At 60.6% G+C, this 20,420-nt stretch carries 20 protein-coding genes; 10 read left to right on the plus strand and 10 right to left on the minus strand.

Annotated elements, in window-relative coordinates; all coding sequences use genetic code 11:
• The first annotated feature begins 25 nt into the window (after nt 1-25).
• Entirely contained in the window at nt 26-1,726 is a 1,701-nt protein-coding gene (gene ureC, locus J3P96_RS24920; RefSeq protein WP_434653796.1) for an urease subunit alpha, read from the plus strand.
• A gap of 143 nt (nt 1,727-1,869) precedes the next feature.
• On the opposite strand, the gene J3P96_RS24925 is transcribed toward ureC, so the two are convergent.
• Nucleotides 1,870-2,169, minus strand: a complete 300-nt coding sequence (locus J3P96_RS24925; RefSeq protein ID WP_434653797.1) for a chaperone modulator CbpM — start codon at nt 2,167-2,169, stop codon at nt 1,870-1,872.
• 51 nt (nt 2,170-2,220) lie between these two features.
• The gene (locus J3P96_RS24930) at nt 2,221-3,159 is read right to left on the minus strand and encodes a DnaJ C-terminal domain-containing protein (protein WP_434653798.1); all 939 of its coding nucleotides are present in this window, start codon (nt 3,157-3,159) and stop codon (nt 2,221-2,223) included.
• A gap of 292 nt (nt 3,160-3,451) precedes the next feature.
• On the opposite strand from J3P96_RS24930, the gene J3P96_RS24935 reads away from it, so the two are divergent.
• Nucleotides 3,452-4,726 (plus strand): Hsp70 family protein, encoded by a 1,275-nt coding sequence (locus tag J3P96_RS24935; RefSeq protein WP_434653799.1) that lies wholly within the window; start codon nt 3,452-3,454, stop codon nt 4,724-4,726.
• Between the two features lie 132 nt (nt 4,727-4,858).
• Here J3P96_RS24935 and J3P96_RS24940 read toward each other — a convergent pair whose 3' ends face one another.
• The 4 genes from J3P96_RS24940 to J3P96_RS24955 form a co-directional block, all read right to left on the minus strand.
• Nucleotides 4,859-5,872 carry an AI-2E family transporter gene (locus J3P96_RS24940; protein WP_434653800.1) on the minus strand — a complete coding sequence of 338 codons (1,014 nt, stop codon included), beginning with the start codon at nt 5,870-5,872 and terminating at the stop codon, nt 4,859-4,861.
• A gap of 223 nt (nt 5,873-6,095) precedes the next feature.
• Nucleotides 6,096-6,392 carry a PsiF family protein gene (locus J3P96_RS24945; protein ID WP_305497125.1) on the minus strand — a complete coding sequence of 99 codons (297 nt, stop codon included), beginning with the start codon at nt 6,390-6,392 and terminating at the stop codon, nt 6,096-6,098.
• A gap of 200 nt (nt 6,393-6,592) precedes the next feature.
• Nucleotides 6,593-7,483: an alpha/beta fold hydrolase gene (locus J3P96_RS24950; RefSeq protein WP_434569970.1), complete on the minus strand. Its 891-nt coding sequence runs from the start codon at nt 7,481-7,483 to the stop codon at nt 6,593-6,595.
• Nucleotides 7,484-7,618: 135 nt separating this feature from the next.
• Nucleotides 7,619-8,257 (minus strand): FMN-dependent NADH-azoreductase, encoded by a 639-nt coding sequence (locus J3P96_RS24955; protein ID WP_434626345.1) that lies wholly within the window; start codon nt 8,255-8,257, stop codon nt 7,619-7,621.
• Nucleotides 8,258-8,385: 128 nt separating this feature from the next.
• On the opposite strand from J3P96_RS24955, the gene J3P96_RS24960 reads away from it, so the two are divergent.
• A complete protein-coding gene (locus J3P96_RS24960) occupies nt 8,386-9,354 on the plus strand; it encodes a LysR substrate-binding domain-containing protein (protein ID WP_434653801.1) in 969 nt (322 codons plus the stop codon).
• On the opposite strand, the gene J3P96_RS24965 is transcribed toward J3P96_RS24960, so the two are convergent.
• From J3P96_RS24965 to J3P96_RS24975, 3 genes are all read right to left on the minus strand, one after another.
• The gene (locus J3P96_RS24965; protein WP_434653802.1) at nt 9,336-10,046 is read right to left on the minus strand and encodes a hypothetical protein; all 711 of its coding nucleotides are present in this window, start codon (nt 10,044-10,046) and stop codon (nt 9,336-9,338) included. The two genes, J3P96_RS24960 and J3P96_RS24965, sit on opposite strands and share 19 nt — an antisense overlap.
• A gap of 51 nt (nt 10,047-10,097) precedes the next feature.
• Nucleotides 10,098-10,904: a hypothetical protein gene (locus J3P96_RS24970; RefSeq protein WP_434653803.1), complete on the minus strand. Its 807-nt coding sequence runs from the start codon at nt 10,902-10,904 to the stop codon at nt 10,098-10,100.
• A 285-nt stretch (nt 10,905-11,189) separates the two neighbouring features.
• Nucleotides 11,190-13,259 carry an AsmA family protein gene (locus tag J3P96_RS24975; RefSeq protein ID WP_434653804.1) on the minus strand — a complete coding sequence of 690 codons (2,070 nt, stop codon included), beginning with the start codon at nt 13,257-13,259 and terminating at the stop codon, nt 11,190-11,192.
• 389 nt (nt 13,260-13,648) lie between these two features.
• Here J3P96_RS24975 and J3P96_RS24980 point away from each other — a divergent pair, with 389 nt between their 5' ends.
• From J3P96_RS24980 to J3P96_RS25010, 7 genes are all read left to right on the plus strand, one after another.
• Complete coding sequence (locus tag J3P96_RS24980) at nt 13,649-14,032, plus strand: hypothetical protein (protein WP_434653805.1); 384 nt, start codon at nt 13,649-13,651, stop codon at nt 14,030-14,032.
• Nucleotides 14,033-14,188: 156 nt separating this feature from the next.
• Nucleotides 14,189-14,821 carry a TetR family transcriptional regulator gene (locus J3P96_RS24985; RefSeq protein ID WP_305497134.1) on the plus strand — a complete coding sequence of 211 codons (633 nt, stop codon included), beginning with the start codon at nt 14,189-14,191 and terminating at the stop codon, nt 14,819-14,821.
• Between the two features lie 277 nt (nt 14,822-15,098).
• Nucleotides 15,099-15,599, plus strand: a complete 501-nt coding sequence (gene ureE / locus J3P96_RS24990) for an urease accessory protein UreE (RefSeq protein WP_434569976.1) — start codon at nt 15,099-15,101, stop codon at nt 15,597-15,599.
• Nucleotides 15,596-16,270 (plus strand): urease accessory protein UreF, encoded by a 675-nt coding sequence (locus J3P96_RS24995; RefSeq protein WP_434653806.1) that lies wholly within the window; start codon nt 15,596-15,598, stop codon nt 16,268-16,270. The genes ureE and J3P96_RS24995 overlap by 4 nt, the downstream gene beginning before the upstream one ends.
• 9 nt (nt 16,271-16,279) lie before the next feature.
• Nucleotides 16,280-16,894, plus strand: a complete 615-nt coding sequence (gene ureG / locus J3P96_RS25000; RefSeq protein WP_305497140.1) for an urease accessory protein UreG — start codon at nt 16,280-16,282, stop codon at nt 16,892-16,894.
• A 30-nt stretch (nt 16,895-16,924) separates the two neighbouring features.
• Nucleotides 16,925-17,497, plus strand: coding sequence for a HupE/UreJ family protein (locus tag J3P96_RS25005; protein ID WP_434602674.1), 573 nt, complete (start codon nt 16,925-16,927; stop codon nt 17,495-17,497).
• Between the two features lie 180 nt (nt 17,498-17,677).
• Nucleotides 17,678-18,811: an AGE family epimerase/isomerase gene (locus J3P96_RS25010; RefSeq protein ID WP_434653807.1), complete on the plus strand. Its 1,134-nt coding sequence runs from the start codon at nt 17,678-17,680 to the stop codon at nt 18,809-18,811.
• Nucleotides 18,812-18,932: 121 nt separating this feature from the next.
• On the opposite strand, the gene J3P96_RS25015 is transcribed toward J3P96_RS25010, so the two are convergent.
• Entirely contained in the window at nt 18,933-19,697 is a 765-nt protein-coding gene (locus J3P96_RS25015; RefSeq protein ID WP_434569981.1) for an SDR family oxidoreductase, read from the minus strand.
• Between the last annotated feature and the right edge of the window lie 723 nt (nt 19,698-20,420).

Consider the following 20,420-nt stretch of genomic DNA (forward strand, 5'->3'; position numbering starts at 1 on the left):
GACTTAAGAACCTCAAGGCGAGCACATGAAGATTTCGAGACAAGCCTACGCCGACATGTTCGGCCCCACTGTCGGCGACAAGGTTCGCCTGGCCGATACCGAGTTGTGGATCGAAGTGGAAAAGGACTTCACCACGTACGGTGAAGAAGTGAAGTTCGGCGGCGGCAAGGTGATTCGCAATGGCATGGGCCAGAGCCAACTGCTGGCCGCCGAGGTGGTCGACACGTTGATCACCAACGCACTGATCATTGACCACTGGGGCATCGTCAAGGCCGATGTCGGCCTCAAGGACGGGCGCATCGCGGCGATCGGCAAGGCCGGCAACCCGGACATCCAGCCCGACGTGACCATCGCCATCGGCGCGAGCACTGAGGTGATCGCCGGCGAAGGCATGATCCTCACCGCCGGCGGCATCGACACCCACATCCACTTCATCTGCCCGCAGCAGATCGAAGAAGCGCTGATGAGCGGTGTCACCACGATGATCGGCGGCGGCACGGGCCCGGCTACCGGGACCAACGCCACCACCTGCACCTCCGGGCCGTGGCACCTGGCGCGCATGCTCCAGGCCGCCGACGCGTTCCCGATGAACATCGGTTTCACCGGCAAGGGCAACGCCAGCCTGCCGGAGCCGCTGATCGAGCAGGTCAAGGCCGGGGCCATCGGCCTGAAACTGCATGAAGACTGGGGCACCACGCCGGCGGCCATCGACAACTGCCTGAGCGTGGCCGACCAGTACGATGTGCAGGTGGCGATCCACACCGACACCCTCAACGAATCCGGCTTCGTCGAAACCACCCTGGCGGCGTTCAAGGGCCGCACCATCCACACCTACCACACCGAAGGGGCCGGTGGCGGTCATGCGCCGGACATCATCAAGGCCTGCGGTTTTCCTAACGTGTTGCCCAGCTCCACCAACCCGACCCGGCCATTCACCCACAACACCATCGACGAGCATCTCGACATGCTGATGGTCTGCCACCACCTGGACCCGAGCATCGCCGAAGACGTGGCCTTCGCCGAAAGCCGCATCCGCCGTGAAACCATCGCTGCCGAAGACATCCTCCATGACCTCGGCGCGTTCTCGATGATCAGCTCCGACAGCCAGGCCATGGGCCGCGTCGGCGAGGTCATCACCCGCACCTGGCAAACCGCCGACAAGATGAAAAAGCAGCGCGGCGCCCTGCCCGGCGATGGCGCCGGTAACGACAATTTCCGCATCAAGCGCTACATCGCCAAGTACACCATCAACCCGGCGATCACCCATGGCATCAGCCATGAGGTGGGCTCCATCGAAGTCGGCAAATGGGCCGACCTGGTGTTGTGGCGCCCGGCGTTCTTCGGCGTCAAACCGACTTTGATTCTCAAGGGCGGGGCGATTGCCGCCAGCCTGATGGGCGACGCCAACGCCTCGATTCCGACACCACAACCGGTGCACTACCGGCCGATGTTCGCCAGCTACGGCGGTTCACGACACGCCACCAGCCTGACCTTCATCAGCCAGGCCGCCGCCGAGGCGGGCCTGCCGGAGCAATTGGGCTTGAAGAAACGGATCGCCGTGGTGAAAGGTTGTCGCGATGTGCAGAAGACCGACCTGATCCACAACGACTACCTGCCGAGCATCGACGTCGACCCGCAAACCTATCAGGTCAAGGCCGATGGCGTGCTGTTGTGGTGTGAACCGGCGGACGTCCTGCCGATGGCGCAGCGGTATTTTCTGTTTTGAGTGGATAACTGGCCGAACGCAAACTCCGTGGCGAGGGAGCTTGCTCCCGCTGGGGTGCGAAGCGGCCCTCGCTTTTTGGCGGTTGCTACGCAACCGAGCGGGAGCAAGCTCCCTCGCCACAGGGTTTTATGTCCGGGCCTGCCTCATTCGACCAACCGCCCCAGCCGCTGCTTGAGCATGCGGTTTTCGCTGCGCAGCTGCTGCACCTCTTCCAGCAGGTCCAGCGCCAGGGCGACGCCTTCCCATTCCAGCTCCAACTCGCGGCGCAGCTTCGCTGCACGCCGGGCCAGGACCAGTTCGTAATCAGTGAAACGCCAGTCCGTGGGGGCCGTGCCGTGAGGTTCGAGAATGCCGTGTTCGACGATTTCAATCACATGGACATCGGCCAACGCAGCGGCCTCACAGAATTCCATCAGGTTCAGTTCAATGATCGGGTTGCTCATGGTCTGCTTCTCCCAATGCTTCAACTGTCGAGTCTAGCCATGATCCTCGGTTCAGAAGTTCTCCCGCGGATCAAATGCGGCTTTCCTCGCCAACTCCGCCCACAGCGCCTTGACCGATTCGTCGCTGGCCTTGGGCATCACGGCCTTGAGCTGCACGAACAGGTAACCGCGCTCGCCGGCCTTGTTGCGCAGGCCGTGGCCCTTGGCGCGCATGCGCTGGCCGTTCTGGCTGCCGGCCGGCACCTTGAGGTTGATCTTGCCGGTGAGGGTCGGCACCGCCACCTCGGTGCCCAACGCCAATTCCCACGGCGCCAGGGGCAAAGTGATGATCAGGTCCTGGCCTTCGACATCGAACTTGGGGTGCGGGGCGAAACGAATGGTCAGGTACAAGTCGCCATTGGCGCCGCCACCGATGCCGGGCGCGCCCTGGCCCTTGAGGCGGATGCGCTCGCCATCGGTCACTCCCAGCGGGATCTTCACGTTCAGGCTTCTGCTGGTATTGCTCACATGCTGGCCCGCGGCGTTGTACTGCGGCACCTGAAAGCTGACCTTCTTCGATTCGTTCGACAGGGTCTCTTCCAGGAAGATCGGTAATTCCATTTCCACGTCTTGCCCCCGACGGCCGGCGCTGCGACCCGATTGTCCGCCACCGAAACCCGGCCCGCGATTGCCAAAGATCGAACTGAAGAAATCCGAGAAATCGCCAGTGTCCTGCCCGCCAAAACCGCCACGGCTCTGCCACCCCGGCGGTCCCTGGAACGGCTGGCCGTGCTGGCCATAGCGGCGCAAGTCATCGTACTCGGCGCGTTTGTCCGCACTCTTCAGCGCTTCATACGCCTCGGAGACGTCCTTGAACTTGGTCTCGGCGTCTTTCTCTTTGCTTACATCCGGGTGGTATTTGCGCGCCAGTTTGCGATAGGCGGCCTTGATCGTGGCGTCATCGGCCGTCGGCTCCACACCCAGGATCTTGTAATAGTCTTTGAAATCCATCTAAGCATCACCATCCGTTATCGATGTCGCACCGCCACGCACGGCATGCCCGGATGACCGGACAGCGGGTTGACCGGCCTCAAGATTGTGACCGGACGGTGCATCAGAAGTTTATCGGCAGCTGGCGGCGGATCTTGTACCGCCCTGTGCCACCAGACCCATGCCAGCAAGTTTGGGGGGCCGACGCGGTCTTTCAAGGCCGGGGTTTGCGAATTAGTGGACAACCGGCCTTCGAATCCGCGCCGCACTGGCATACACTGCGCGGCCGTTTTTACGACCGGAACTGAAAGACATGAAAAACCCATCCCCGGCGCGTGCCTGCGGTATCGACTTCGGCACGTCCAACTCCACCGTCGGCTGGCTGCGCCCTGGCATGGAAACGTTGATCGCGCTGGAGGACGACAAGATCACCTTGCCCTCGGTGGTCTTTTTCAATCTTGAGGAACGTCGCCCGGTCTACGGTCGCCTGGCACTGCACGAATACCTGGAAGGCTACGAAGGCCGGCTGATGCGCTCGCTCAAGAGCCTGCTGGGCTCCAAGCTGATCAAGCACGATACCAGCGTGCTCGGCACGGCGATGCCGTTCAAGGATCTGCTGGGGTTGTTCATCGGCCAGTTGAAGAAGCGTGCCGAAGCCACCGCCGGGCGGGAATTCGAAGAAGTGGTGCTGGGGCGTCCGGTGTTTTTCGTTGATGACGATGAAATGGCCGACCAGGAAGCCGAGAACACTTTGGTGGACGTGGCGCGGGCCATCGGTTTCAAGGAAGTCTCCTTCCAGTACGAACCCATTGCGGCGGCATTCGATTATGAATCGACCATCGAAAAAGAAGAGCTGGTGCTGATCGTCGACATCGGCGGCGGTACTTCGGACTTCTCCCTGGTGCGCCTGTCTCCCGAGCGCCGCATGCACGACAACCGTCACGCCGACATCCTCGCCACTGGCGGCGTGCACATCGGAGGCACCGATTTCGACAAGCAGCTCAGCCTGCAAGGCCTGATGCCGCTGTTCGGCTACGGCAGCCGGATGAAAAGCGGCGCCTACATGCCCACCAGCCATCACATGAACCTGGCGACCTGGCACACCATCAACGCGGTGTATTCGCAAAAGTCCACGCTGGCCCTGGGCAGCATGCGCTACGACATCGAAGACACCGGCGGCATCGACCGGCTGTTCAAGCTGATCGAACAGCGTGCCGGGCATTGGCTGGCGATGGAAGTGGAGGAAACCAAGATTCAGCTGACCCACGCCGACCAGCGCCACGTGGCCCTGGACCGGATCGAGCCGGGCCTGAGCGTGGACCTGAGCCGCGCCTTGTTCGAATCGGCGATCGACGGCCTCCTGGACCGAGTGCGCAACAGCGTCACGCTACTGCTCAACGATGCCAACGTGCGGGTTGATCAAGTCGACACGGTGTTTTTCACCGGCGGCTCCAGCGGCATTCCGGCGCTGCGCAATAGCGTCGCGGCGATGCTGCCCCAGGCGCGCCATGTAGAAGGTAATATCTTCGGCAGCATCGGCAGCGGGTTGGCGATCGAGGCGATGAAGCGGTATGGCAGCCAGGTCTGATCTGAGACCGAGGCGCCTGAATCGCGAGCAAGCTCGCTCCCACACTTGACCGCATCCTCCTGAAAAAACCCGGTTAACTGTGGGAGCGAGCTTGCTCGCGATGGCGCCAGATCAGACAGCACATCCTTTGGATCAAACCATCCCCACCTGCTTCAACTCGCTCTTGAGATACGCATAGTAGATCGGCCCCGCCACCACACCCGGCAGGCCGAACGCGGCTTCGAACACCAGCATTGCCATGAGCAGTTCCCACGACTTGGCACTGATCTGCCCGCCGACGATGCGGGCGTTGAGGAAGTATTCGAGCTTGTGAATCACGATCAGGTAACCCAGCGCCGCCACGGCCACCCAGATCGACAGCGACAGGGCGACGATGGTGATCAGGGTGTTCGACATCAGGTTGCCGATCACCGGCAACAGCCCCAGCAGGAACGTCATCACGATCAGGGTCTTGGTCAACGGCAGTTGAATGCCGAACAGCGGCAGCACCACCGCCAGGAAAATCCCGGTAAAGAAGGTGTTAAGCAGGGAAATCTTGATCTGGGCAAAAACGATGTTGCGAAACGCCTTCACCAGCAGGTTCAGGCGGTCGAACAGCACGGCGGCCAGGGGCTTGCGCTTGGTCAGGTCGGGGATGCGCTGCAAGGCGATGATGGCGCCCAGGACCATGCCGATCAGCAACGTCACGAACATGTGCGCCGCGTCCTTGCCCACCAGCTGCAGGTCGCTCAGGTGCTTGCTCACCCAGTCGCCGATCGCCACCCGGAACTCGGCGGCGCTGGCCGGCAGGTAGGCGTCGATGAACGGCGGCAATTGCCCACGGGCGCGGTCGACCACACCCATGAATTTATCCAGGGATGCGCCCGGGTTTTCCGCTTCGTGCAGCAGGAAACTGAAGGCCCCGGCGAAAATCAGGCTCAGCACACTGACCACCAACGTGCCCAGCAACGCTACCGCCAGCCAGCGGGCACGCCGGCCTTCGATCAGTCGTTGCAGCTGCGGGGTGAGCATGTTGACCAGCTCGAACACCAGCAGCCCGGCCAACAGGCTCGGCAACAGGCGCAGCGGCAGTACCAGCAACAACCCGCCAAAAATGATCACCCAACTGATCACCAACAACACATGACGCTGAGAAAACGTTGGCATACAGCCCCAGGACAAAAAAACGACATGAAAGGATCGGCAGTCTGCCAGCGTTCCGCTGGCAGCACTAGGGATTGTATCGGCCGACCTGGGTCCTGGTTCAGGCGTTTTTTTGTTTCTCGCACCGGCCTCTTCGCGAGCAGGCTCGCTCCCACATCAGACCGAGCACTGCAAAGCCACTGTGGGAGCGAGCCTGATCGCGATGAAGCCTCCTCAGATTCAACGCTTACTTTTTCTTCAGGCAATCACTCATGAACGCCTTGCGCGCATCGCCCTTCAAGGCCTGGGTCGTCGCCGTGGCGTTGCAGGTCTTCATGCGTTCCTGCGGTGTACTGGGTTCAGCGGCGGCCGGAGTGGCCTTCAGGCAGTTGCTCATGAAAGCCTTGCGTTCGTCACCCTTGAGGGCCTTGGCGGTGGCGTCGGCGTTGCAGGTGGTCATCTTGGTCTGTTGGGCGGTGGCGGCGAAGCCCTGGGAACACAGCAGCAGGCCGATCATCAACAAAGGGACACGCAGCATCTTCATGGTGTTTCTCCTGGTTGCCGCCCGAGGAGGACGGCGATGAGGTGCAGTGTAGACAAAGCCTGTTACACCTTCATCGCCAGATCTTCATTGCTTGATCTACCGCTTTCGCGAGCAGGCTCGCTCCCACAAGGGGCACGGCGCAGAGCCACTGTGGGAGCGAGCCTGCTCGCGAAGAACCATAACGCGGTCCAACTGATGCGCTACACCCCGGCATCCTTCAACCGCTGCGCATGCTCGACAAACAGCCGGATCGGCTCCGCTCCCCTGCCCACCAGTCCCAGCGACTGATTGACCACGTCGAAATGGTCCAGCGGATAATCATCACGAATCACCGTGCCCAGGTGCGAGCTGTAGCGCCCGACCATGCCGTCGCACTGCCCGGCTTCGCGCACGAAGGTGCGCGCGAACAGCCGGCAGCTGCGATTGGTGCCGTCGAACAGGTTGCGGCCCCTGTCGGTCTTGCCCGGCTGCAGAGTCCCGGACCACGAGTAATAACGCACCCCATTGACTTCTTCCGGCCCCTGCCCGCCCCAGGTCTGCGGCAGGCCTTGTGGATAACGCTCGTTGAACAACGCCACGCCGGCAGTCGTCAGCGAAGCGTGGGAGGCGCGGATGTCCACCGGCAATTTCGGCCCGTGGTAGCCGGTATCGAGCAGGCTCATCAACGCGTTGATCAGCCGCAGAAAAGCGCTGAGCAACCGCCCTTTGGCGCTGTCGGCCGGATAATGGTCTTGCAGGTAATCGGCCAGTTCGGACCCGTGGTTGGTGCCGGCCACCGATGTGACCGAGGCGACCAGATCCGGGCGCAGGGCGGCTGCGTAGCGGGCAGTGAGAGCGCCCTGGCTGTGGCCGATCAGGTTGACCTTTTGCGCGCCGGTTTCCCTGAGAATCTCCTCGATCCGTGCCAGCAATTGCTCGCCGCGAACTTCGGACGAATGCAATGGCGAAACCTTCACCGCGACCACCACGGCTCCACCCCGGCGCAACGCCTCGACGATGCCATACCAATACGGATACAACACCAGGCGAATGAACCCAAGCATGCCCGGGACCAGCACCAGCGGGTAGCGAGTGGCGCAGCGTTGCGACATGGCGACGTCCTTGTGATCAAGAGGTGGTCAGCATCGGTACCGATGATGACCAGTCTATGACACACCCGCCACTTCGGCCCGCGTCGTCAATCGAAGGCGCCGACGCCAGCCCCCGATGAACCGATCGAGCCCCGTTCAGAATGTTCGTGCCAGCGCCAGCAAGCGGCGCTCGGCCTCGGCATAGGACCGCGCGAAGCTGTGCTCGGCCGACTCCTCTCCTTCAGCCGCCACCACCGTCACATCGCTGATGCCGATAAATCCAAGGACCGTGCGCAGCAGCGTATCGGCGTGATTCATGGATTCCAGCGAGCCTCCAGGGCCGAAGCCGAAATCGCCACGGCTGGTCACGATCAGGGCCTTCTTGCCCAGCACCAACGGCTGATATTGCGAGACGCCGTTATCCAGGCTGTGGTTGAACGTCACGCCAATACGCACGATCTGGTCGATCCAGGCCTTCACGCCGCTAGGCACGCCGAAATTATGCATGGGTGCGGAAATCACCAGCCGGTCATGGGCCTGCAGCTCCGCCACCAACGCATCGCTCAAGGCCAGGTCGGCCTGCATGGTCAACGGCCTTGCCTGAGGCTCGGGGTGGAACGCCGCGGCGATGAAGGCTTCGTTGACCGGAGGAATAACGGTCCGGCCGACCTCGCGGCGGGTCGGTTGGGTATGTGGATTGGCAGCCTGCCAAGCCGCTATGAAAGCCTCCGTCAGACGCCGGGAATGGGAACGCTCGCCGCGAGGGCTGCCATGTACCACAAGAATATTGCTCATCTGAAACTCCTGGACTGTGACTACACTGGGAACCACGCATGGCTTTCAGATTGAAGCCCAAGCCTGCATCAGCTCAAATGAGCGTTAGTTGACCAGGATGAGCTGTTCTCATCCATTGGAGATTCCAGATGTTTGCTGCCCTGCCACTCAATGCATTGCGTGCCTTCGAATCCGCTGCACGATTGCTCAGTTTCAAGGCCGCGGCGGCTGAGCTGTCGGTAACGCCCACGGCGATTTCCCATCAGATCCGCTCACTGGAAACCTGGCTGGGTGTGCAACTCTTTGAGCGCCTGCCTCGCCAGGTGCGGCTGACCGAAGGTGGCCAACGCTTGTTCCACAGCCTGCACGGTGCCTTGCTGGAAGTGGCGCAAAGCGTCGATACCCTGCGCCCGCAACGCAGTACCGCGCACCTGACGATTTCCACCACCGCAGCGTTCGCGGCGCTCTGGCTGGTGCCGCGCCTGGGTCGGTTCTACGCGCGCCATCCCACCATCAATGTCCGCCTGGACACGCACTGCGAAGTGATCGACCTGCACCAGGACGCCAGCGTGGACATGGTGGTGCGCTATAGCCTGGAGAACTACCCGAACCTGTATGGCATGTGCCTGTTCGATGAGTACTTCGGTGTATACGGGTCACCGGAGCAAATAGCCGCTCTGGCGACCCGACAACCGACGACGTTGATCAGTGTGCGGTGGCACAACACCAAGCTTTATGCCCATGGCTGGGACGCCTGGTGCGCGCGGGCGGGAGAAACCTGGCTGACCCGTCAGCCCTGCATACGCGAATACGACGAGGAGCATTACGCCCTGCAAGCGGCAATTGCCGGGCAAGGCCTGGTCCTGGCGAGCAACGTGCTGGCCTCCGAAAGCGTCGCCAGCGGCCTACTGGTCGCTTACCACCCGCACGTCCAGGTCAACGGCGCGGGCTACAGCGCCTTATGCGTTCCGGGCCGGGAACGCCATCCGCCAGTACGAGCGTTTTTCAAATGGCTGGAGGAAGAGGCGCGGCAGTCCGGGCACGCACTGACGAGTTCGTTAAAACTGTTTCAGGATCGGGTCGCCCAGAGCCAGAGCGATCATGCTGGCAGAGCATGAGGCTCTGGACAGCCTGCCGAAGAAAGCTCGACGAGCAATGAGTCCGCGTTGGTCGGCAGGCCGCGCCGCACCTTTTGTTCAATACCGTTTCTTTCGTAACGGGCTGTGCTGAGTTGCCTTGTGGAAACATTCACACTGACCTGTCCCACTACATGCTTGCCCGTGAAACGCTGCTTGAAAAAAAGCTCATCAATACATTGCGCGGTGCGAAACCTCATAGAGAACGTATGGACAACGGGGCCCACGCCTATCAGGCTGACATGCACGAAAACAGTCGTATCGGACTTGTCCTTCGCCTGAGCAGGTGAAAGCAACTGCTCCCTGATTGCAGCACCCAACGCCTCTGAACCCAGCGCATCCTCAACACTGGCTATCAGCCGCTCAAGCTGCGCCTGCAGCTTGACATCTGATATCAATTTTTCCCCGAGCAAGTCGCTCAGCACAATGACAGCCTCGTCCTTCGGCTCGAAACTGGACGCTTTATTCGCCAGGGTTGTCCATTCCAGATTTTCCATGGCGCGGGAATAACCTGCGCGCCACTTCGCCAAGGCATCAAACTTGTCACCGGTCGAGCGAGCGTACAGATGCGAATAGAGCAACGAATATTTAAGTTTCTGCCGCCATTCCTTCGGCACTCCTTCCGAAATAGACAACAGCCCTTCCGGGAGGAGCAGAATTTCCTCATTCAACATGACAGACTACCTCCTAAGAGAGGTTGCTCACTCGAGCAACCCCATGGACGCTTATAACTCGATCCCATTGAAAAAATCGTCAGAGCTCTTATCCAGTTTCTGGTAGATCATGTCCCTGTTCCGATCATGTATGCGCATATTGAGCTCGACCATCGTAGCCACGCGTTTCATTCGAAGCCGTGACACTTTCCATTTCCAGAACCAAGCCCCACCCTGGCTTGAAGAAATATTGCAATCTACAGCCAGGAAAGCCGTTATCGGTGTTCCCCCTGGGGATTGGATGCAAGGCACAATCCGGAAGTCCTTATCCGCACCTTTGTTACTGTTCCTATCAAAAAGATTTACCAGCTTTTCGTCGGAGCGTAACCGATCAAATACGCCGAACAACAAATCAAGCATCGCCGGAGCGTTTCGTCCCGCCACCGCCTGGACAATCTCCAGAACGATGGAATCCATCGTCAAACTTGTCTGCGAGGTCGTAAGCTCCTGATATTTGTTGCTGGTCATCGTCCATCCGCAATGCCTCATCGCGCTACTGTATAGCGTGTGCCACTCGATGGGCTGCACGTTTTTGTTAAACTTGGAAGTGGCAACAAGCTCAGCGAAATGAATACTGTCCGCTGCCGCCTGCTTTTTATCCTCGTCCAAATTATCGGCGAATCCAATAATGGCAGGGTTTTCATTGGCCAACAAAACGTCCGCCTTGGAAACCGCCTGGCTCTCCGGCTTTGTCGTCACTCTTGCAAAGCGGGAGCTTTTTGATGCTCCGACGGAAAAATCGGCAACATTAACGGGCGCAACCCTTACGGTTTCAAAAAAGCGCTTACTCTCTTCAGCACTGGGCAATAAAATGCTCATGACACTTTCCTTTTAATAGATGACTTGTTGTTTCTTATTCAGCCGAATGGCTGCAAGGCCAACTTAATCATATAAACCCAGACTTTCCACAGCTCTTCCGTGACTCGGTATTACCGCCACCCAAGCGCTCGCGCGCCACCCTATCCGATTCATTAAAAAACAAGATAGAGTTACACTTCGAATAAACATTGACTAACCACGTCAATTAAAAGACAAATAGCCAGCTACTTTTTGCCGCGCACTTTTGCGGCCGACCTCAAGCATTCGACTACTTCGCAGGCGCAATCAATCCTTTACCGTCTTCGGCGCCTTGCCGGCCTTCATCTGTTCAAGCAACGGTGCACACTGGTTCGGCTCGCCGCCGCTGGGAGCGACCAACGCCAGCAACCCCGCCGCCGGCGCGGCGATGACACCCAGCGCGACCATTCCGGCCCCACGCAACATCAGCGGCACGGCCTTCACCCCGGCTGCGGGCTTGGCGAAGGTGCCTCGTACGTACAGCGGCGAACGCAGGGAAATCAATCGCCAGCCCTTGGACTCCGGCGTAACGGTCAGGTCCAGTTGTTCAGTGGCCATATTCGCCGTGCCATCGATATAGATGATCGCGTTCTCGGTATCGAATACAAACAGGCGAGTAGTCGCCAGGCCGGTCTTGATGCCGAAATCAGCCGCCGCGCAATTGATCTTCACTTCCTTGTCGCCGAAGATTTTTCCCACCACATAGTTGCCAACGTTCAACCCTGCCAGCTCCATCAACTCCCGACTGATAGCGCCGTCGTTGATGAGCATCTTCAAGTTGCCATTGGCGGTGCCCAGCAACGCCGCTACCGAATTACCTCGGCCGGACAGATCGGCATCGCCATTGAGCTCGCCGAAACTGGTTTTCATCGGTTCGAAACCCGGGAAAAGCTGCTTGAGCTTGAAGCCTCGCGCGGTCAGTTTCGCCTGGCCTTCGAGGGGCCGAGTCTGTCCATTGAGGCGAATCTGCGCATCGAGACGGCCACCAGCCACGCCAAAGCGCAAGGGTTCAAGGCTCAACTGGCCATTGTTCAGCAGCAAATGAGTGTAGAGGTCGGTGAAGGGCAACTGCTCGCTGTGGACGATGCGCTTGCCGGTGAACTCCACGTCGGCGTCCATTACGCTCCAGCGCTCAGTGCGGAATTCTTCCACCGGCAAGACCTTGTCGGACGGTTGTTTGCTGGCACCGCCGCGCGCCTTCTGTTGCGTGTTGGAGTCGGCGCCGATAAGCGGCGCCAGGTCGCTGAACAACAGCTGATCGGATACCAGCGCGCCAGTGAGTTTCGGTCTCGGCTGGCTGGAAACATAAGCCAGGTCGCCGTGAATATCGCTTTCGCCAATCTTGCCGTTGAACGCCTCATAGCGGAACTGCGCCCCCTCCGGTTCGTGGAGCTTGGCGATCAGGCGACCATCGGTGGCATAGGGCGGCGAATCCGGCAGCGTCACGCCAGTCAACGGGTAAAGATTGGCCAGGCTTTTACCGGCCAGTTTCAGACGCAGGTCCAAGGCGCCAAGGTTCTTCGGGTCGGTAAGGGTGCCGGCCAGCTCGATGCGGGTGTCGGCAATCTTCGCCTGGGCCTGCAGGGGAAAGGGTTGCGATGCATCCTGCAAGGCCAGCAAGCCACCGACCTTGCCGGAACCGCTCAGGTTCTGTCCTTGATACTGCCCGTCAGCCTTGAAAGCAAAGGCGTAGTCCTGTGGCGCCGCACCTTGTTCCCGGGCTTTGTTCGCAGTCTTTTCACCAACGATATCGCTGAACGGAATGGGTTTGCCCAACGGGTCGATCAACACCTCGAGCCTGGTCTTGAGCGTCTGGTCATCCAGCGTGACATGCCCCTTGTCAAAGCCGATGGCACCGATATCGACCGACCAACTGGACGGTTCGGCGTCCGGGTCCTTCGGATCGAACTGGAAGGTCCAGTTGGCGCGCCCATCAGCCAGGCGCTGCAGGCTGGCGTTGGGTTCGGTCAGGTCGATGCGCGGGATCGCCACCCGCCGGGCCAACAGGGCCAAGGGCGAAATACGTAGCTCGACGCGCTTTAGCGTGACCATTTGCGGGGTTTTCGACCATTCCGGGTTTCCAAGGCTCAAATCTTCGGCCACGACATGGGGCCATGGCACAAAGGCGCGCCAGCCGCCTTCCTGCGGTTCGCGCTGCCAGATCACCGCCAGGTTGCCATTGATTGCGAATGGACGATGCAACTCCTCGGAAACCTTGGCGTTGAGCGTGGGCTTGAGGCGGTTCCAGTCGAAGAAAGCGATGACCAGCACAAGCGCGGCCAGCAGTGCGATGAGGCAGGCAAAGCCCCAGGCGAAAATTTTTGAGGTGCGCGTCATGCACAAGGCTCCTGACAAATTTGGCGTGCAGACCGCGACGCCTGAGGCAAGGCGAACCGCTACTGGCTCACTGCCGATAAACGATTGGACTGCCGAAACGGCCGACAGGTTTACCACCAAGCGCGACGACCGGCACGAAAAAACGCCTCGGAACCTGACCGTTTCGACAGCTACCTGTTACCGCGCCCGCACTTTTGCGGGGCGCGAGTGGGTACAAACTACCCACTCCAGGGCAAAACTGCCCCTCTGAAAGGCCCGTTCTAGAGCCTTCCCGCAGAACAATCAATTCCGTTGATTATTACCATTGTGTTTATGAACTTTTATATCGACTTATCGAGAGTAGCATTGCCCTCGTACCCACTTTTCAGCCCTCTCGAGGAGCAACGATCATGAAACGCCAACTACTGATGAGTCTTTCCCTTTCCCTGCTGGCCTCTACCGCTTTCGCTTTGCCAGCTTCCGAACAGGCCACGCCGCAAGTCAAGGACAGCCATTCTGTCTATAGCCAGACCGTAGCCGAAGGTGGCCGTGACCGCCTGGAAGAGAAAGGCCTGGTCGAAGGTGGTTCCGACCGCACCCCACAAGGCCAGACCCTGGCGGCTGACGGTTCCGAACGCACTCCACAAGGCCAGACCCTGGCGGCTGACGGTTCCGACCGCACCCCACTGGGCGAAACCCTGGCCGCTGACGGTTCCGATCGCACTCCACAAGGCCAGACCCTTGCCGAAGGCGGTGGTGACCGCGTAATCGAACGCAACAGCGCAGTGAGCTGAGCCCATGGTGGCCCATAAAAAAGCCCGATTCCCTGAATCGGGCTTTTGACTTTTCAAGCCCCTCGTTTTCCCGACTGATCCGTCCCTACCGTTCGACGCCGCCAAAGACGATTTGCTAGAGTGCATCGCTCCCATGACCTGGAAGTCAGTCCTGCAATGCTTCCCCGCGCCGAACAGAAACAACAGACCCGAAATGCCCTGATGGATGCAGCGCGCCATTTGATGGAGTGCGGCAGGGGATTCGGCAGCCTGAGCCTGCGCGAAGTCGCCAAGACAGCCGGCATCGTACCCACCGGGTTCTATCGACATTTCGACGACATGGACCAGCTTGGCCTGGCGCTTGTCAGCGAAGTCGGGCAGACGTTTCGCGAAACCATCCGGCTGGTGCGCCACAACGAATTTGTCATGGGCGGCATCATCGATGCGTCTGTGCGGATTTTTCTCGACGTGGTGCATGCCAACCGATCGCAGTTTCTGTTCCTGGCCCGCGAGCAGTACGGCGGCTCCCTGCCAGTACGCCAGGCCATCGCGAAGCTGCGCGAAGACATCAGCTCGGACCTCGCCGCCGACCTGGCACTGATGCCCAAGTTGCAACACCTGGACCTTGCGGGACTGAGCGTGATGGCCGACCTCGTCGTCAAGAGTGTCTTCGCCACCCTGCCGGATATCATCGACCCGCCCGCCAAAGCGCTTCCCGAACATCTCACCCCCCAGGCGAAGATTACCCAGCAACTACGGTTCATTTTCATCGGCCTCAAGCATTGGCACGGGTTGGGTAGCACCGAGTAACTGCCTGCCCCCCCAACCCTCCATGTGGGAGCGAGCCTGCTCGCGAAAGCGCCGGGTCAGCCAGCATTGATTTTCCTGATGCACCGCTTCGCGAGCAGGCTCGCTCCCACAATGTCTTGCGTGCGGCTCAAAGTGGTGCAAGCTTTCCCGAAGCGCACCATAACGGCACGAAGCCCGCCCCATCCAGGGACGCCATCCCCCGCCATTTCCTACATCCCCTTCGATTGGCAAGCCCCTTGCTCTAAACACAGCACCGTTCATTGCTGGAAGCACTCCGATGCTGGTTATCCACCGCAGAATCGACACTCAACCGCGCTGGGACGCCGAGCTGCACCTGACCTTTGACGCCCGCAGCAAAAGCCGTCTGCGCTGTTTCAGTGCCGAGGGTGAAGACGTGGGATTGTTCTTGGAGCGAGGCCAGCCGCCGCTGTACGACGGTGAATGCCTTCAGGCCGAAGATGGGCGCATCGTGCGTGTCTGCGCCCGCCCTGAACAATTGCTCCACGTTACCTGCGCCAATGCGTTCGAACTGACCCGTGCTGCCTACCACTTGGGCAATCGCCACGTTGCCCTGCAGGTGGGCGATGGCTGGCTGCGCCTGCTGGACGATTACGTGCTCAAGGCGATGCTCGAACAACTGGGCGCCAGCGCCGAATCCATTGAAGCGCCGTTCCAGCCGGAACACGGCGCTTATGGCGGAGGCCATCATCATTCCCGGCACGGCGACGAAGATTTCAATTACGCACCGCGCCTGCACCAGTTCGGCGTGCGTTCATGAACCCGGCCTGGGCACTGCTGCGCCTGGCCAGTCCGCAACTGCCGATTGGCGGCTACAGCTACTCCCAGGGCCTGGAAATGGCTGTGGACAACGGCCTGGTCAAGACGCCGGACGACGCACGCCGCTGGATCAGCGATCAGATGCTACTGAACCTGGCGCGTTTCGAAGCGCCCTTGCTGCTGGCTCATTGCAGGGCGGCCACTGCCGGCGATTGGCACGCGCTGCTGGAGCTTTGTGAACAACACCGTGCCAGTCGGGAAACCCGCGAGCTGTACCAGGAGAGCCGGCAGATGGGCTACTCGTTGCAACAATTGCTGGCGGGCCTGCCGGAGCTCGACAGCGCCGCGCGCAGCTTCCTTGAACAGCGTAGCGAACCGCACCTGGCGTTGGGCTGGGCCCTGGCGGCCCGTGCCTGGGATATCAAGCCAGAGGATGCCCTCGCCGCCTGGTTGTGGAGCTGGCTGGAAAACCAACTGGCGGTGCTGATGAAAACCCTACCCTTGGGCCAGCAAGCCGCGCAGAGGTTGACCAGCGAGCTGCTGCCATTGCTGCAACAGGCCCAGCAGATCGCCTCGAACCTCGACCCCGACCATTACGGCAGCGCCGCGTTTGGCCTGTCCCTGGCGTGCATGGCCCATGAGCGCCAGTACAGCCGCCTGTTCCGTTCCTAGGAGAGACACATGAATACACAACCTTTGCGCGTCGGTATTGGCGGCCCGGTAGGCTCCGGCAAGACCGCACTGACCCTGGCTCTCTGCCTGGCCTTGCGCGAGCGCTACAACCTGGCCGTGGTCACCAACGATATCTACACCCGTGAAGACGCTGATTTCCTGGTGCGCAACGAAGCCCTGGCGCCGGAGCGGATCATCGGCGTGGAAACCGGTGGGTGCCCGCACACGGCGATTCGCGAAGACGCCTCGATCAACCTTGAAGCGGTGGACCAGTTGAACCGGCGTTTCCCGGGCCTCGACCTGATCCTGGTCGAGTCCGGTGGCGACAACCTGTCCGCGACCTTCAGCCCCGAGCTGTCGGACCTGACCATCTACGTGATCGACGTGTCGGCTGGCGACAAGCTACCGCGCAAGGGCGGGCCGGGCATCTGCAAATCCGACCTGCTGGTGATCAACAAGATTGACCTGGCGCCACTGGTGGGTGCCTCCCTGGAACTGATGAACAGCGATACCCAGCGGATGCGCAACGGCAAGCCCTTCGTGTTCAGCAACCAGAAGACTGGCCAGGGCCTGGACGACATCATCGCCTTCATCGAGCGTCAGGGCCTGCTGAGCGCGGCGTGACTTTCCCCATTCGAACAAGGAAGCTTATCCATGACATTCAAACGTATCCTCGGAACCCTCGCCCTGCTGCTAACCCCAGCTCTGGCCTTCGCCCATCCCGGTCACGGCGATAACGGCCTGATCGCCGGCCTGGGCCACCCCATCGGCGGGCTCGACCATCTGCTCGCGATGTTGGCGGTCGGCTTGTGGGCGGCCCAACAACAAGGCGCCGCGCGCTGGGCACTGCCGTGCACTTTCGTCGGGACGATGCTGCTCGGTGGTTTGCTGGGCTTCGAAGGCCTGGACCTGCCGGCGTTGGAAAGCGGCATCGCCGCCTCGGTGCTGGCCCTGGGCCTGGCGGTGGCGTTGGCGGTGCGTCCGCCGCTAAGCCTGGCAGTCGGTGCGACCGCGATATTTGCGCTATTCCATGGCGTCGCCCATGGCTTGGAGCTGCCGGACATGTCGAGTCCGTGGGCCTATGCGGTGGGGTTCGTCGCCGCGACGGCGGCGCTGCACGGCGCGGGCTTTGCGCTGGTTCGTGTGTTGCCACGCGCGGCGGCGCCGGTGATCAGGTTGGCCGGGGCTGCTTCGGCGGCGGCTGGGGTCTGGTTGTTGGCCAGCTGACCTTTTCTGTTTTATTCAAAACCTCTTCGCGAGCAGGCTCGCGCCCACATGGATTGGCGTCCACCGTCCATATGGGAGCGAGCCTGCTCGCGAAAGCGGCCTGACAGGCACCGCATCGCCAAGACCTGCCACTCTGCTACCATGTCGCGCAAACGCCCCCCGCCGTGACGACGTCCGCCAATGCCTGAAGCCTCCCGCTCCGCCCTTCTACCCGAATTGACCACGCTGTTCGCCACGGTGCATCAGCAGTTTCACGATGTAATCGTACCGATGTGGCAAGGTCCGGGCTGGAATGCCGAGCTGGCGTTGCCCTACGAGTCCCTGGATACCCAGCACAAGCCGCTGCCGCCCCAGCGTTATCGCGCCATGGCCTGTGCGCGGCAGTTGTATGTGTTCGCCAGCCTGATCGGCGAAGTGCCGCAGGCCGAGGAACGGGCCGCCGCGCTGTTTCGCTCGCTGCAACGGCACTTCCACGATGCCGAACATGGCGGCTGGTTCTACAGCATCGACCCGCAGGGGATACCGCTGGATACCGGCAAGGATCTGTACACCCACGCCTTCATCCTGTTCGCCTGCGCCCATTACTGGGGCAAGGTTCGCGAACCGCTGGTGGAGTCGGTGCTCAACGCGGCCCTGGAAATCATCGCGCGACGCTTCGCCACTGGCGACGGTCTCTACGAAGCCAGCCTCGGCCGCGACTGGTCGACAGCCGAGACCGGCCCGCTGCAGAACCCGCTGATGCATCTGGCAGAAGCTTTTCTCGCGACCCTTGCGGTTCGCGACGATGCCGCTGTTCGCCAAGCGTTGCTGAGCCTGTGCGAGGGGATGTTCAAGTGCTTCGTTGATCCGCAACGACAAGTCATGATGGAGAAACCGCTCAAGGCTGTGGATAACTGGTTCGAGCCGGGGCATCAGTTCGAGTGGTATTTCCTGCTGGCCTCATCGCCCTTGTTGCGTGGCGGCAAACTGCACCTGGCCCTGGAACGCAGCTTCGGCGATACCGAACAACAAGGCGTCGATCCGGATACCGCTGGCGTTTGCGCCATGCTGGCCCTGGAGCCGCAGACGGCTCCGCGCGATGCAACCCCACGCATCTGGGCCCAGGCGGAATACCTGCGGGCACTTACGTTGCGCCCAGGAAGCGAAGGGATTTTGCTGCGTCAATTACGGGCGTTGCAGCAACATTTCCTGCATCCCCTGGGCTGGAACGAATGTCTTGATGCCAACGGCAATGTCAGCCGCCGGGACATGCCGTCCACTACGCCCTACCACCTGCTGACCTGCTATCGCGGGCTGGCTGACTATCTGGCCTGATCCCCCCTGTGGCGAGGGGATTTATCCCCGCTGGGTGGCGAAGCCGCCCCAAAAGCCACGACTGCTACGCAGCCGAGCGGGAGCAAGCTCCCTCGCCACGAAAAATTCAGCTCGAAACCCGTCAGGCCTTGTTGCGCTCAATGGCGAAGCCGGCCCAGGTCTGGCTCACCGGCATCAGTTCCAGGCTGTTGATGTTGATGTGCGCCGGGGTGTTGAGCACCCAGAAGATCGTGTCGGCGATGTCCTGCGGCTGGATCGGCTCGGCGCCGGCGTAAGTCGCGTTGTAGCGCTCCTGGTCACCACCGAAGCGCACCAGGGAAAATTCGCTCTCGCACAACCCCGGCTCGATATTGCTCACCCGCACGCCGGTGCCCTGCAGGTCGCAGCGCAGGTTCAGCGAGAACTGTTTGACGAAAGCCTTGCTCGCGCCATACACGTGACTGCCCGGATATGGGTAGTTGCCGGCGATGGAGCCCAGGTTGACGATCCCGGCGCCGCGACCATGGGCAATCAGCCGCGGCAACAGCAGGCGGGTGCTGTAGATCAGGCCCTTCACATTGGTGTCGACCATGGTGTCCCAGTCATCGAGGTCGCACTTGGGCGCCGGGTCGACGCCCAAGGCCAGGCCGGCGTTATTGATCAGCCCGCGCAATTTGGCGAACGAAGGCGGCAGGCTGGCGATGGCCTCTTCCATGGCCTTGCGATCACGCACGTCCAGAACCAGGCCATGGACCTCGGTCTGCTTCGATAACTCGGCACAGAGGGCGCTGAGGCGCTCTTCACGACGACCGGTCAGCACCAGTTTCCAACCGGCCTCGGCAAAACGACGGGCACAGGCTTCACCAAAACCGGACGTAGCGCCGGTGATAAACAGGGTGTCGGACATCGTGTTCTCCTTGCTTGGGCTTCAAACCATTAATGGAAATCGGCCCACAGCATGCCCGCCCTGGCACGCCGTGGGCAAGGCTTGAGGACGCGTTTTTGCCTGCACGGCTGCTCATAAAACAACCAATCGAGCCCAGGCCTTGCCAAACAAGGGCTGCAGAGGGTTGCGCGCATCTTATCCACAGGCACGTCCACAATAATCGGGGGCAAGTACAAACACTGGAAGCCGCTGTGTATAAGGCTTTGCGGGACATTTGGAAATTTTTTTCGCTTGACCCACCAAGTGAGGTTGTGCAGCAGAAGTTATCTGCTATAAGCCGAGGCTAGATAGACGATGGCGCCAAGCCAGCAACGACGCTGCTCCGCGCGGTCTTTCCAGAGTTTAGTCACAGACTTATCCACAGGCTTTCTCACAGTTTTTCCGAACGCCAATGACGCTCAGAAAACTGTTGACAACTGCCACTTACGAATGACCAAAACCGCCTGATCAAAAATCGCTCACCACGCTGAAAGCCGCGTAATCAAAGGGTTCCAGCCAAGTACACCCACGTTACCCACAGCCAGTTCCACAGCAAACGGGGACAAGTCAAAACCGTGACAAAACAACTGTTTGCGGCGACTTTATGTCGCGGTTTCGCAGGGCTTCGAGATTGTTGTCCACAATTCTGAAAACTCTATATATCCCCCTGTGGGAGCGAGCCTGCTCGCGAAGGCGGCGTGTCAA

This window comes from Pseudomonas sp. R3-56, from assembly GCF_051132075.1.
Classification (GTDB): Bacteria; Pseudomonadota; Gammaproteobacteria; order Pseudomonadales; family Pseudomonadaceae; genus Aquipseudomonas.

Coding starts and splice junctions, on each gene's coding strand:
- ureC (WP_434653796.1), top strand. CDS start 26: ATGAAGATTTCGAGACAAGCCTACGCCGACATGTTCGGCCCCACTGTC.
- J3P96_RS24985 (WP_305497134.1), top strand. CDS start 14,189: ATGCTTCCCCGCGCCGAACAGAAACAACAGACCCGAAATGCCCTGATG.
- J3P96_RS25010 (WP_434653807.1), top strand. CDS start 17,678: ATGCCTGAAGCCTCCCGCTCCGCCCTTCTACCCGAATTGACCACGCTG.
- J3P96_RS24945 (WP_305497125.1), bottom strand. CDS start 6,392: ATGAAGATGCTGCGTGTCCCTTTGTTGATGATCGGCCTGCTGCTGTGT.
- J3P96_RS24930 (WP_434653798.1), bottom strand. CDS start 3,159: ATGGATTTCAAAGACTATTACAAGATCCTGGGTGTGGAGCCGACGGCC.
- J3P96_RS24955 (WP_434626345.1), bottom strand. CDS start 8,257: ATGAGCAATATTCTTGTGGTACATGGCAGCCCTCGCGGCGAGCGTTCC.
- J3P96_RS24980 (WP_434653805.1), top strand. CDS start 13,649: ATGAAACGCCAACTACTGATGAGTCTTTCCCTTTCCCTGCTGGCCTCT.
- ureG (WP_305497140.1), top strand. CDS start 16,280: ATGAATACACAACCTTTGCGCGTCGGTATTGGCGGCCCGGTAGGCTCC.
- J3P96_RS24960 (WP_434653801.1), top strand. CDS start 8,386: ATGTTTGCTGCCCTGCCACTCAATGCATTGCGTGCCTTCGAATCCGCT.
- ureE (WP_434569976.1), top strand. CDS start 15,099: ATGCTGGTTATCCACCGCAGAATCGACACTCAACCGCGCTGGGACGCC.
- J3P96_RS24995 (WP_434653806.1), top strand. CDS start 15,596: ATGAACCCGGCCTGGGCACTGCTGCGCCTGGCCAGTCCGCAACTGCCG.
- J3P96_RS24970 (WP_434653803.1), bottom strand. CDS start 10,904: ATGAGCATTTTATTGCCCAGTGCTGAAGAGAGTAAGCGCTTTTTTGAA.
- J3P96_RS24925 (WP_434653797.1), bottom strand. CDS start 2,169: ATGAGCAACCCGATCATTGAACTGAACCTGATGGAATTCTGTGAGGCC.
- J3P96_RS24950 (WP_434569970.1), bottom strand. CDS start 7,483: ATGTCGCAACGCTGCGCCACTCGCTACCCGCTGGTGCTGGTCCCGGGC.
- J3P96_RS24940 (WP_434653800.1), bottom strand. CDS start 5,872: ATGCCAACGTTTTCTCAGCGTCATGTGTTGTTGGTGATCAGTTGGGTG.
- J3P96_RS24935 (WP_434653799.1), top strand. CDS start 3,452: ATGAAAAACCCATCCCCGGCGCGTGCCTGCGGTATCGACTTCGGCACG.
- J3P96_RS25005 (WP_434602674.1), top strand. CDS start 16,925: ATGACATTCAAACGTATCCTCGGAACCCTCGCCCTGCTGCTAACCCCA.
- J3P96_RS25015 (WP_434569981.1), bottom strand. CDS start 19,697: ATGTCCGACACCCTGTTTATCACCGGCGCTACGTCCGGTTTTGGTGAA.
- J3P96_RS24975 (WP_434653804.1), bottom strand. CDS start 13,259: ATGACGCGCACCTCAAAAATTTTCGCCTGGGGCTTTGCCTGCCTCATC.
- J3P96_RS24965 (WP_434653802.1), bottom strand. CDS start 10,046: ATGTTGAATGAGGAAATTCTGCTCCTCCCGGAAGGGCTGTTGTCTATT.